Source organism: Streptomyces thermocarboxydovorans (assembly GCF_039524635.1).
Lineage (GTDB): Bacteria > Actinomycetota > Actinomycetes > Streptomycetales > Streptomycetaceae > Streptomyces > Streptomyces thermocarboxydovorans.
In genome coordinates, this window is record NZ_BAAAGU010000051.1 from 46,237 (window position 1) to 57,693 (window position 11,457).

Annotated in this window: 11 protein-coding genes; 3 read left to right on the forward strand and 8 right to left on the reverse strand. The window is 71.2% G+C overall.

The features are described 5' to 3' along the window. Positions 1-181 precede the first annotated feature (181 nt). Together ABD198_RS22900 and ABD198_RS22905 are read right to left on the reverse strand one after the other, a co-directional pair. The gene (locus ABD198_RS22900) at positions 182-910 is read right to left on the reverse strand and encodes a type 1 glutamine amidotransferase (RefSeq protein ID WP_344005158.1); all 729 of its coding nucleotides are present in this window, start codon (positions 908-910) and stop codon (positions 182-184) included. A 17-nt stretch (positions 911-927) separates the two neighbouring features. After that, the gene (locus tag ABD198_RS22905) at positions 928-2,166 is read right to left on the reverse strand and encodes a Mur ligase family protein (RefSeq protein ID WP_344005161.1); all 1,239 of its coding nucleotides are present in this window, start codon (positions 2,164-2,166) and stop codon (positions 928-930) included. Between the two features lie 148 nt (positions 2,167-2,314). On the opposite strand from ABD198_RS22905, the gene def reads away from it, so the two are divergent. Next, positions 2,315-2,860: a peptide deformylase gene (gene def / locus ABD198_RS22910; protein WP_344005164.1), complete on the forward strand. Its 546-nt coding sequence runs from the start codon at positions 2,315-2,317 to the stop codon at positions 2,858-2,860. Positions 2,861-2,957: 97 nt separating this feature from the next. On the opposite strand, the gene ABD198_RS22915 is transcribed toward def, so the two are convergent. Next, complete coding sequence (locus tag ABD198_RS22915; RefSeq protein ID WP_344005167.1) at positions 2,958-3,599, reverse strand: TetR/AcrR family transcriptional regulator; 642 nt, start codon at positions 3,597-3,599, stop codon at positions 2,958-2,960. A 169-nt stretch (positions 3,600-3,768) separates the two neighbouring features. Between ABD198_RS22915 and ABD198_RS22920 the strand changes: the two genes are divergently transcribed. Together ABD198_RS22920 and ABD198_RS22925 are read left to right on the forward strand one after the other, a co-directional pair. Further along, positions 3,769-4,995 carry an acyl-CoA dehydrogenase family protein gene (locus tag ABD198_RS22920; RefSeq protein WP_344005170.1) on the forward strand — a complete coding sequence of 409 codons (1,227 nt, stop codon included), beginning with the start codon at positions 3,769-3,771 and terminating at the stop codon, positions 4,993-4,995. A 197-nt stretch (positions 4,996-5,192) separates the two neighbouring features. Continuing rightward, complete coding sequence (locus ABD198_RS22925) at positions 5,193-5,855, forward strand: TenA family protein (protein WP_344005173.1); 663 nt, start codon at positions 5,193-5,195, stop codon at positions 5,853-5,855. 22 nt (positions 5,856-5,877) lie between these two features. On the opposite strand, the gene ABD198_RS22930 is transcribed toward ABD198_RS22925, so the two are convergent. The 5 genes from ABD198_RS22930 to ABD198_RS22950 all read right to left on the reverse strand — a co-directional run bounded on the left by ABD198_RS22930 (position 5,878) and on the right by ABD198_RS22950 (position 11,192). Then, positions 5,878-6,114, reverse strand: coding sequence for a DUF6213 family protein (locus tag ABD198_RS22930; protein ID WP_344005176.1), 237 nt, complete (start codon positions 6,112-6,114; stop codon positions 5,878-5,880). 25 nt (positions 6,115-6,139) lie between these two features. Then, positions 6,140-7,525: an NADP-dependent succinic semialdehyde dehydrogenase gene (locus tag ABD198_RS22935; protein WP_344005179.1), complete on the reverse strand. Its 1,386-nt coding sequence runs from the start codon at positions 7,523-7,525 to the stop codon at positions 6,140-6,142. 75 nt (positions 7,526-7,600) lie between these two features. Next, the gene (locus ABD198_RS22940; RefSeq protein WP_344005182.1) at positions 7,601-8,065 is read right to left on the reverse strand and encodes an NUDIX hydrolase; all 465 of its coding nucleotides are present in this window, start codon (positions 8,063-8,065) and stop codon (positions 7,601-7,603) included. Continuing rightward, a complete protein-coding gene (locus ABD198_RS22945; RefSeq protein WP_344005185.1) occupies positions 8,062-9,600 on the reverse strand; it encodes an ATP-dependent DNA ligase in 1,539 nt (512 codons plus the stop codon). Before ABD198_RS22945 ends, ABD198_RS22940 begins: the two co-directional genes overlap by 4 nt. A gap of 731 nt (positions 9,601-10,331) precedes the next feature. Then, positions 10,332-11,192 carry a CAP domain-containing protein gene (locus ABD198_RS22950; protein ID WP_344005188.1) on the reverse strand — a complete coding sequence of 287 codons (861 nt, stop codon included), beginning with the start codon at positions 11,190-11,192 and terminating at the stop codon, positions 10,332-10,334. Between the last annotated feature and the right edge of the window lie 265 nt (positions 11,193-11,457).

An 11,457-nucleotide genomic window follows, 5' to 3' on the forward strand; every position in this document is an offset into this window, starting at 1 on the left:
GGGGGCAGGGCCGCACCTCGCGTCCGCCTGCTGGACGAGCCCGCTCACCTGTGCGGACCAGGCGTCAGACGGGCTCTCCGACGGGCTCTCGCAGAGGTCCTGGAGGCCGGACACGACGGCGGCGCGGCGGGGTGCGGAACACCCCGCCGCGCCGCCGTGTCACCTCACAGGCGCAGCGGATTCACCCGGGCTGCTGCGCGGCGGCGATGCGCTCGTTGCGCAGCGCCTCGTACCACCGGTCGTCGGTCGGCGGGAGCGCGTTGACGTCCAGCGCCAGCTTCAGCAGCAGGTCGGCGATCTGCGGGTTGCGGGCCAGCACCGGGCCGTGCATGTAGGTGCCGAACACCGTGTCGTTGTACGCGCCTTCGGTGCCGTCGCCGGTGCCGTTGCCGTTGCCGAACCGCACCCGGGCGAACGGGCGGGCCGTGGGGCCCAGGTGGGTGACGCCCTGGTGGTTCTCGAAGCCGGTCAGCGGCGGCAGTCCCAGCTCCGGGTCGATGTCGGCCAGCACGTCGCCGACACAGCGCGCGCCCTCGCCGCGCACCGAGACCACGTCCAGCAGTCCGAGGCCGGGCTCGCGCTGGCCGAGGTCGTTGATGAACTCGTGGCCGAGGATCTGGTAGCCGGCGCACACCGAGAACACGATCGCGCCGTTCTCCACCGCCCGGTTGAGCCCGCCGTCCCGGCGCAGCCGCTCGGCGGCGAGCCGCTGCGGCCGGTCCTCGCCGCCGCCGATCAGGTAGATGTCGCCGGACGTGGGGACCGGCTGGTCGCTGCGCACGTCCAGCCGGGCGACGTCCAGGCCGCGCTGCCGGGCGCGGCGCTCCACGACGAGCACATTGCCCTGGTCGCCGTAGGTGCTGAGCAGGTCGGGATAGACCCAGACGACCCGCAGGCTGTTGTCACTCACAAAAGTCCCCTGAGTTGTCAGTTGCCGACGCGGCGGCGCAGGTCCTGGAACGCGGTGTAGTTGGCGATGACCTCGATACGGCCGGGCGGGCAGGCCGCCACCGCCTGGTCGAGGTTCTCGCACACCTGGAACTGCTGATCGGCCACCTCGAGGCGCACCGCGAGGTCCAGCTTCCGGTCGCCGATGACGCAGATCGGGTGCCCGGTGAGCCGGGTGTAGTCGACGTCCCACAGCCAGGAGGTGTCGGTGCCGTCCGCGGCGCGGGCGTTGACCGAGAGGATCACGGGCGTGGGCGGCGGGTCGATCAGCGAGAACGTCTCCAGCCAGCCCGCGGGGTTCTTGGCGAGCAGCAGCCGCAGGTCACGGCCCTGGAATCGCACCACGTCGTAGCGCCCGGCGACGGCCTGCACCTGGTACATCCGCTCCAGCGCCACCTGCGGCGGCACCCCGAACACCGCGGCGACGGCGGCGGAGGTCGCGGCGTTGGCCTTGTTGGCGCGGCCCGGCAGCTGCAGGTGGATGGGCCAGGCGGAGCCGTGCGGGTCGATCACATGGTCGCCGGAGAGCGCCCAGCTCGGCGTCGGCCGGCGGAAGCCGCACTCGCCGCAGAACCAGTCGTCGCCGGGACGCTGCATCACACCGCCGCAGGAGGGGCAGGACCAGGCGTCGTCCTTCCACATCTGGCCCGCGGCGACCCAGATCACGTTCGGTGACGAGGAGGCGGCCCAGACGACCAGCGGGTCGTCGGCGTTGGCGACGATGACGGCCTTGGACCCGGCCAGCCCCTCGCGCCAGTTCTCCGCGAGCATGCGGGTCTCCGCCGCGCGGTCCAGCTGGTCGCGGGAGAGGTTCAGCAGGGCGATGCACTTGGGGTCGGTGTCGCGGGCGACGCCGGAGAGGTACTTCTCGTCGACCTCGATGACGCCGAACTTCGCGTCCGAGCCGCCGGCCAGCGCGGAGGTGATGCCGGCGGGCATATTGGCACCGAGCGCGTTGGAGACCACCGGCCCGGCGGCGCGCAGCGCCTCGGCGATCAGCCGGGTCGTGGTGGTCTTGCCGTTGGTCGCCGAGACGAGAACACAGTCCAGGTTCTGCGCCAGCCGCGCGAGAAGATCGGGATCGAGTTTCAGCGCCACCCGGCCACCGATCACCGAACCGCTGCCGCGCCCCGCGGCGCGGGATGCCGCTGCGACCGCCTTGCCCGCGGTCACGGCCAGCTTGGCCCGCGGCGTGAGCGGGTCCGAGTTGCCTGCCATCAGTTCTCGATCCTCCTTGCGTACGCGCCGCGCCTTGTGCCTGACGGCCACGTGGTGTGGGCCTCAGCCTATCGAGATCCTTTGACGGCCCAGAACCGTGGCTCCCGGTTGTGACGGGCGCCGATGCGAGGACCGTACCCTGACCGCCATGCGGCACGGCCCCATCCCCGGCGTCCACGGACGCGTGCGCCCCCTCACCCTGCTCGGCGACCCCGTCCTGCACACGCCGTGCCGGGAGGTCACCGACTTCGGTCCGGAACTGGACCGGCTGGTGGAGGACTTGTTCGCCACGATGTACGCGGCGCAGGGGGTGGGCCTGGCGGCGAACCAGATCGGGGTGCCGCTGCGGGTGTTCGTCTACGACTGCCCCGACGACGAGGACAACCGGCACCTCGGGCATGTGGTCAACCCGCGCCTGGTCGAGCTGGACGGCGTGACGGTCCGCGGCCCGGAGGGCTGTCTGTCCCTGCCGGGCCTGGAGGCGGGCACGGAACGCCACGACCACGCGGTGATCGAGGGCGTGACGAGGACGGGCGAGCCCGTGACGGTGCACGGCACCGGTTGGTTCGCCCGCTGCCTGCAGCACGAGTACGACCACCTCGAGGGCCGCGTCTACGCGGACCGTCTCACCGGCTGGCGCCACCGCCGCCTCATGCGCCAGGTCTCCCGGGCTTCATGGCAGCGGGGCAGGTGAGGTGACCGGGCCCGGGCGGCCCCGCGCACTCCGAGGCGCGTCCGAGGCGGCCGCGCACTCCAGGCCGCGTCCGAGGCCGCCGCGCACTTCGCGGGAGTCAGAATCCGGGGCCGCCCAGCTTGTCCCCGGCCGCGGCCAGCCGTCCCCACAGCAGATCGGCGAGGCTGCGCACCAACTCGGCGCGGGAGCAGGGGCGTTCTCCCAGCCACCAGTCGCCCGCCGCGTGCATCATCCCGACGATCCCGTGGCCCCAGACGCGCGCCAGCTGCTGCGAGTCCGGCCCGAGGTCGACGCGCTCCTCGATCACCTGCGCCAGTTCCTCGCCCATGCGCCGCAGCAGCGGCGCCGAGTGCTTGCCGACGTCGAACCCCTGGTCCCCGGAGGACCCCTCGGCCGGGTGCATCAGGAACCGGTACACCTGCGGCCGCGCCTCGATCGCCGCGAGATAGGTGTCGAGCGTGTTCTCCACCCGCTCCCGCCGGTCGGCCGGGGCGTCCAGCGCGGCGCGCAGCGAGTCGAGCAGGGCGTCGGTGTGCCGCTTGGCCAGTGCCGCGTACAGGCCGCCCTTGTCGCCGAAGTGCCGGTACAGGATGGGCTTGGTGATCCCCGCCTCCGCGGCGATCGCGTTCATCGACGCCTGCGGGCCGTCGCGCAGCACCACCCGGTCGGCGGCCTCCAGCAGCTCGCGCCGGCGGCGGTCGGCGGCCCGCTGCTGATCGGTCCGCTGTGTGGTGTCCATGAGCTCTCCCCACCCGTGCTGGTTCGGTGACGCCTGCGCAAAGTAGCACTGCCCTTGTCCGGCCCGTCGAACGGGGATACCGACCTGTCCTCGGGAGTTGACTTTTCCTACCCGCCGGTAACAGACTGCGGTTACCGCAAGTAACACGTGCGCCGCCGCTGGAGGGGACATGGCCGAGTTCACCATGGAGCTCAACGACGAACAGAAGGAGGTGCGGGACTGGCTGCACGGCTTCGCCGCCGATGTCATCCGCCCCGCGGCCGCCGAATGGGACGAGCGTGAGGAGACTCCCTGGCCGGTCATCCAGGAGGCCGCCAAGGTCGGAATCTACTCCCTCGACTTCTACGCGCAGCAGTACTTCGACCCGACCGGTCTCGGCATCCCCATGGCGATGGAGGAGCTCTTCTGGGGCGACGCGGGCATCGCCCTGTCCATCGTCGGCACCGGCCTGGCCGCCGTCGGGGTCCTCGCCAACGGCACCGAGGAGCAGATCGGCACCTGGATCCCCCAGATGTACGGCGACGTCAACGATGTCAAGGTGGCCGCCTTCTGCTCCTCCGAGCCCGACGCCGGCTCCGACGTCGCCTCCATGCGCACCCGCGCCGTCTACGACGAGGCGAAGGACGAGTGGGTGATCAACGGCACCAAGACCTGGGCGACCAACGGCGGCATCGCCAACGTGCACGTGGTGGTCGCGGTCGTCGACCCCGAGCTCGGATCCAAGGGCCACGCCTCCTTCATCATCCCGCCGAACACCCCCGGCCTGTCCCAGGGCCAGAAGTTCAAGAAGCACGGCATCCGCGCCTCGCACACCGCCGAGGTCATCCTGGACAACGTGCGCGTGCCCGGCTCCTGCCTGCTCGGCGGCAAGGACAAGCTCGACGAGCGGCTCGCCCGCGCCCGGGAGAAGGCGAAGAAGGGCGGCGAGCGCGTGAAGAACGCCGCGATGGCCACCTTCGAGGCGTCCCGCCCGGCGGTCGGCGCGATGGCGGTGGGCACGGCCCGCGCCGCCTACGAGGTGGCCCTGGAGTACGCGCAGACCCGCGAGCAGTTCGGCCGCCCGATCATCGACAACCAGGGCGTCGCCTTCCAGCTCGCCGACATGCGCACCCAGATCGACGCCGCCCGCCTGCTCGTCTGGCGGGCCTCCTGGATGGCGATCAACGGCAAGCCGTTCACCGCGGCCGAGGGCTCGATGTCCAAGCTCTTCGCCAGCGAGACGGCGAAGAAGGTCACTGCCCAGGCCATCCAGATCCTCGGCGGCAACGGCTACACCCGCGAGTACCCGGTGGAGCGCATGCACCGCGACGCCGCGATCTACACCATCTTCGAAGGCACCAGCGAGATCCAGCGCCTGGTCATCGCCCGCACCCTCTCGGGCATGCCGATCCGCTGACGCGCCCGGCCGAACGGCTCACACACACCCCCCCACGGGCCGGGACGGCCCCTCCCATCCGCCGGGAGGGGCCGTTCCCGTGGATGTGCTCCGGGGCCGTTCCCGTGGACGTGCTCCTGGCATTCCCCCGGCTGCCGGGTTGCCCACGCCCGGTCCCCGGGCACATCTCATGGGTGAGAGACGCCACGGAGGACGCGATGACACGTACGGCCCGGGAGCTGCTGAAGACGATCACCGCCGAGCTCGCGTCCGACCCGCGTTCCAACCCGCTGGTGCCGCTGATCGCCTCCGGTGAGGCGGACCGGGAGGTGCTTGCGACGCTCGCCCTGGAGCAGATGCGGGTGATCCCGGCCGACCGGCGCGCCTTCCTCCAGCTGGCCCTGCGCTCCTCGGCCGAGCCGGAGGCGGACGCCTGCTTCACCGCACTGGCCGAGGGGGAGGCGATCGCTCAGCGGCGGCTGCCGGCCTTCGCCGCGGCCTGCGGTGCCGACGAGGCCCGCGCCTCGGCGTACACCCCGCTGCCGGGCTGCCAGGCCTACCCGGCCTATGTCGCCTGGCTGGCCCTGAACGCCGCCCCGGCCGACGCGGTGCTGGCCGTCACCGCCAACTTCTCGGCGTGGGGCGGCTACTGCGCGACCATCGCCGGCGCCCTGCGCACCCACTACGGCTTCACCGACGAGGCGTGCGCCTTCTTCGACTTCTTCGCCGAACCGGCCCCGGACCTGGACCGCACGGCCGAGAACGCCGTCCAGGCAGCCCTGGACACCGGCCGCCTCGACGAGACGCGGGCCCGCTCCTACGGGCGTCTGCTGCAGAGCTACGAGGCGCTGTTCTGGCGGACCCTCCAACGGCCCGCGTAGGAGCGCCACCACGGGCTGCGGATCACGGCGTGCGGCCGCTGCTGTGCGCGATGCAGGCCACGTCGATCCGGTCGGCCAGCTTGGCCAGCTCGATGGTGAGCGCGGCCACCGTGTCCTCGTCGAGCCCTTGCTCCCCGGCCTCGACCAGCCGCACCCACCGGCCGCCCACCGTCCGCAGCAGCTTGCTGACATCGGCCGCGGCCACCTGAAGGGTCCCGCGGTCGTCGACGATCAGAGGCAGAGTCACTTCGCGGTTCACAGATCGGATCGTAGCCCCGGAAGCCTCACGCACCCTGCCAAACCGTGGTGATGTTGCAGAACTCCCGGATTCCGTGCCCGGACAGCTCACGCCCGTAGCCGGAGCGCTTCACCCCGCCGAACGGGAACGCCGGGTGAGAGGCCGTCATGCCGTTGACGTAGACCCCGCCCGCCTCCAGGTCCCGCGCGAACCGGTCGACTTCGGCCTCGTCACGCGTCCAGACGTTCGAACTCAGTCCGAACGAGGTGTCGTTGGCGATCAGCACCGCCTCGTCCAGGTCCGCGGCGCGGTACAGCGTCGCCACCGGGCCGAACGCCTCCTCCCGGTGAATGCGCATCTCCCGGTCGATGCCGGACAGCACCGTCGGCGGGTAGTACCAGCCCGGACCCTCGGGGCGCTCGCCGCCGCACAGCACCTCCGCTCCGGCGTGCACCGCGTCGTCGACCATCTCCTCCAGGTCGCTGCGCCCCTGCTCGCTCGCCAGCGGCCCGACGTCGGTCTCCTCCTCCATCGGGTCGCCCACCTTCAGCGCCTTCATGCCCGTGGTGAAGCGTTCGGCGAAGGCGTCGTAGACATCCGTGTGCACGATGAAGCGCTTCGCGGCGATGCAGGACTGCCCGTTGTTCTGCACCCGCGCGGTGACCGCGACCTGGGCGGCCCGGTCCAGGTCGGCGGAGGGCATCACGACGTAGGGGTCGCTGCCGCCCAGCTCCAGCACCGTCTTCTTGATCATCTCCCCGGCGGTGGACGCCACCGCCCGCCCGGCCGGCTCGCTGCCGGTGAGGGTGGCCGCTTTGACCCGGTCGTCCCGCAGGATCTCGTCGACCGCGCCGGAGCCGATGAGCAGCGCCTGGAAGCAGCCCTCGGTGAAGCCCGCGCGATGGAACAGGTCCTCCAGGTACAGGGCGGTCTGCGGCACGTTCGAGGCGTGCTTGAGCAGGCCCACGTTGCCCGCCATCAGCGCGGGCGCGGCGAACCGCACCACCTGCCACAGCGGGAAGTTCCACGGCATCACCGCGAGCACCGGACCGAGCGGCCGGTAGCGCACCACGACCCGCGAGGCGCCGGAGTCCCGCACGTCGGAGGCGTCGGGCTCCTCGTCGGCGAGCAGCCCGGCCGCGCGGTCGGCGTACCAGCGCATGGCCTTGGCGCACTTGGCGGCCTCCGCGCGGGCCTGCTTCACCGGCTTGCCCATCTCGGTGGTCATCGCCCGTGCGATGCTCTCGTTGTCCTCGTCGAGCAGGTCGGCGGCGCGGCGCAGCAGCGCGGACCGCTCGTCGAAGCTCGTCGTCCGGTACGTACGGAAGGTGGCCTCGGCGAGCTGGAGCCGGCGCTCGATCTCCTCCTCGCCCATGGCCTCGTACGTCTTGAGTGTCTCGCCGGTCGCCGGATTCACCGTTGCGATGGGCATCGCGGACCTCCCTGGGGACGGGCTTGCGTTTCGACCTTCCCGCGCGGCCGGGGGCCGCGCAACGCGGGAGGGTCCTCAGAGCGAGTGCTCCGCCAAGCGGTCGAGAAACGCCGTCTGCGCCTTGACGATCACCTCACGGGCCCGGTCCAGCCCGAACCACGCCACCCGGTCCAGCTCCGGGAACTCCCGCATCCGCCCCGACCGCGGCGGCCACTCCATCTCGAACGTCCCCGGCATGATCGCCGCCGGGTCGACATCCCCCTCCACGGCCCACGCCGTCACCACCTTGCCGCCGGACTGGCGGACCTCGCCCAGCGGGATCGCCTCCCCGTCCGGCGGGGGCAGGCCCAGCTCCTCCTCGAACTCCCGGCGGGCCGCCTCCCAGGCCGGCTCGTCCGGGTCGTACTCGCCCTTGATCACGGTCCAGGCGCCGGCCTCCCGGCGGGCGAAGAACGGGCCGCCCATGTGACCGAGCAGTACCTCAAGGCCCCCACCGGTGCGCCGGAACACCAGCAGGCCGGCGCTGCGGGCGCCGGTCACGGCCGCACCTGCGGATGCGCGGCGAGCACCGTCTCCACCGTGTCCGCCTCCTCCGGGCGCTTGTCCTCGCGGTAGCGGACCACGCGCGCGAAGCGCAGGGTGACACCGGCCGGGTAGCGGGCGGAGCGCTGCAGGCCGTCGTAGGCGATCTCCACGACGAGTTCGGGGCGCACGGTGACCACGTACCCGTTCTCCTCGACGGCCAGCTCGCGCAGCCGTTCGGTCTGCCAGGACAGCATCTTGTCGGTCATGCCCTTGAAGGTCTTGCCGAGCATCGCGTAGCCGCCGTCGGCGGTGCGGGCGCCCAGGTGCAGATTGGACAGCTTGCCGGTGCGGCGGCCGTGGCCCCACTCGGCGGCCAGCACCACCAGGTCCAGCGTGTGCACGGGCTTGACCTTCAGCCAGGAGGCGCCGCGCCGGCCCGCGCTGTAGGGGGCGTCCAGGCTCTTGACCACCACGCCCTCGTGGCCGCGCTCCAGGGTCTCGGCGAGGAAGGTCTCCGCGGTCGCCACGTCGTCCGGTCCGGACACCACCGTGCGCCGCACCCGCATCGGCTCCGGCACCAGCCGGGCCAGCTCGGCGTGCCGCTCGGTGAACGGCAGGTCCAGCAGGTCGCGGCCGTCGACGCTCAGCGCGTCGAAGAAGACGGGGGAGACGGGCACCTCGCGGGCGACGGTGGCCACGTCCACCCGCGAGCCGACCCGCCCCGCGGTCTCCTGGAACGAGCGGGGGCGGCCGTCGGCGTCGAAGGAGATGACCTCGCCGTCCAGGATGAACCGCTCGCCCGGCAACTCCCGTGCCACCCGGGTCACTTCCGGCAGGCGGTCGGTGATGTCGTCCAGGGTCCGGGTGTGCACCCGCACGCTGTCGCCGTCGCGGTGCACCTGCACCCGGATGCCGTCCAGCTTCTCCTCCACCACACAGGCGCCCAGCTTCTCCACCGCCTCGGCCACCGAGGAGGCGCTGTGCGCCAGCATCGGCAGCACCGGCCGCCCGACCGTGAGCCGGAACCGCTCCAGCGCCGCGGGCCCCTCCGACAGCAGCGCCTCGGCCACCGTCTGCAGCGAACCCGCCAGCATCACCGCCCGCCGCACGGCATCCGGAGGCGCCTCCGTAGCCCGGGCCAGTCCTTCCACGGCGACCGCGTCCAGCGCACCCTGCCGCACCTCCCCGGTGATCAGCCCGAACAGGAAGCGCTGCTCCTCCTCGGTCGCCGCCCCCATCAACTCCCCGACCAGCCGGGCCCGCTCGGCCTGCGACCCCGGCCCCGACACCTTCCCCAGCGCCCCGAGCAGCGCGTCGACCTCACGCACGGTCAGCGTCGGCTCGGCGGCCGGGGGCACCGGTCGGCTCAGCACCTTCCATCCCACGCCGAGCCGCCCCTGCGGCAGCCTGCCCGCGAGATACGGGATGACGATGCGCGCGTCCTCCGGCTCCGCCTCACGGAACAGCTCGGCGAGCAGAGCGATCTTCCGGGACCGCGCCGAGGTGGCAGCGACCTCCTGGGACACACGGGCCAGCCGGGACAGCAGCATGCAGCCATGGTGCAACGGAGCCGCACGCTCCACACCCGGGCCGCGCCCGGCGGATCCTGATCGCTTCGGGGTGGACCGCATCGCCCTGCGGCCACGGGTCGCTCTGCCGTGGCTCTGGACTGTTCCCCGGCGGATGCGAGCCGGGGGCGCAGCGGCGGCGTCGCAACCGATCCCTGCCGGGCCCGGAGCAACCTGTGGCCGTCCAGGATCGCTCCCTGGCGGACCCGGACCGCTCTGCGGTGGCCCGGAGCTCCCCCGCACAGTCGGACCGCGCGGCGGCGGAGCCGCAGCGCGCCGCGGTGGCACCGGTCCGTCGCCGGTGGCACCGGGCCGTGCTCAGCCGGCTTCGGACCACTTCCCGGTGGAGGCGCATGGTGTGGCAGCGGCGTCGCATCATTCCCTGGCGGGTCCGGACCGCTTGACGGCCTTGGGCCGCTGCGCGGTCGACCCGATCCTCTGCGGTGGCACCGGGCTGCTCCCGGGCGGACCCGAACCGCGCTGCGGCGGCATCGCACCGACCCCTGGCGGACCCAGATCGCTTCGCTGCGCGCGGACCCGGCCTCGGTACTGGTGGGCTCGCGTATTCAACTGTCGTGTATTGGTCCGTCGGTAGCCTTCAACAGTGACTTTGGGTGACGAGACTGGGGAGCGTTGTGTGGCTGCTCTGTAGGCTGATCTTGGGGTGCGGCCGACCGACACAGCAGCCGGCGGGCGCTCGTTGGGCCAGGCAGTCAGGGATGAAACACCTGAGTGAAGTAGTAGGAAGTCCAGCCGTCAGGATCATTACCGAAAGCGATGCCCACGCCGCTCGTGTTGTGGTTGCAGTTGAGGATGGTCGCCTTATGGCTAGAGCTGTTCCACCAAGCGTTGAAAGCCGTGTCTGGCCCCGGCGGGGCGGCATTGCCCCGAATCCTGCCGCGGAAGACGTTCTCGGCGCCAGAGGAACCCACAGCCTTTGCGATCCGGCCATCGGGCCCCGAAGGCAAACTACCGTCAGACCCGTAATGTCCCGGAAATCCCTCCGGTGTTTTCTTGTCCCAGAGGCCGGGATGAGCAGCCAGGTCTTCACTGTGGGCGCGTGCTACGACCACGAGACGCGGATCGACTGCAAGGCGTGAACATCCCCCGTGCGTGAGGTGCGCGTCCTTGACCAGCACCCAGGTCGTGCGCTCCTGGGTATCCATCCAGTCTGTGGCATTTGACTCGATATGCCCCAGGACGAAGGTCCAGCCGGCCGCCTCATGCCCACCGCCGGCGGGGCACCGGCCCTTGTTGGCCGGGAATCCGTCAAAGAACAGTGCGTGACATTTACCGCAGTAACGCCAATCGCCCTGCTCCCTCGGGCTGGGGGGAGAGGTCAAGGGGCCGTGGTAAATGACGAAGTGCCAACCAGCCGCTTGATGCCCACCGCCGGCGGGGCATTGACCCTTGTCCGAAAAACCGTCATAGAAAAACGCGTGACAGGCGCCGCAGTGGCGCCACTGCGCTTGGACTACAGGAGACTCCACAGGTTGTTGGTCACCCCCCCACACGTCGTAGTTGAAGCCCCAGGCTTTATGGACGCCGCCCGCCGGACATGGGCCCTTGGTCAAAAAGCCATCATAAGCCAGAACCTGACATTTACCGCAGGAACGTCAATCGAACTGGTCAACCATGAGTGACGGGCCTTCTCAATTGGTGTCGGGTTCACTAACTCCCCCAAGGAGGGTCGCACTTTTCAGTGTGACCCTCCTGCGCGAACCGCGCATCTCCGCGACTTCTTCCTCAGTCGACGTCGCTAAGACGATGTCTCATGTGGTGATGTAGCGAGCTGCGGCATCATTGTTCTTCGTGGGTGTTGATCTGTCGCAGCGACTG

Excerpts from the sequence above, each read along its gene's own strand:
- ABD198_RS22905 (WP_344005161.1), bottom strand. The coding sequence starts at position 2,166 with ATGGCAGGCAACTCGGACCCGCTCACGCCGCGGGCCAAGCTGGCCGTG.
- def (WP_344005164.1), top strand. The coding sequence starts at position 2,315 with ATGCGGCACGGCCCCATCCCCGGCGTCCACGGACGCGTGCGCCCCCTC.
- ABD198_RS22915 (WP_344005167.1), bottom strand. The coding sequence starts at position 3,599 with ATGGACACCACACAGCGGACCGATCAGCAGCGGGCCGCCGACCGCCGC.
- ABD198_RS22920 (WP_344005170.1), top strand. The coding sequence starts at position 3,769 with ATGGCCGAGTTCACCATGGAGCTCAACGACGAACAGAAGGAGGTGCGG.
- ABD198_RS22925 (WP_344005173.1), top strand. The coding sequence starts at position 5,193 with ATGACACGTACGGCCCGGGAGCTGCTGAAGACGATCACCGCCGAGCTC.
- ABD198_RS22935 (WP_344005179.1), bottom strand. The coding sequence starts at position 7,525 with ATGCCCATCGCAACGGTGAATCCGGCGACCGGCGAGACACTCAAGACG.
- ABD198_RS22945 (WP_344005185.1), bottom strand. The coding sequence starts at position 9,600 with ATGCTGCTGTCCCGGCTGGCCCGTGTGTCCCAGGAGGTCGCTGCCACC.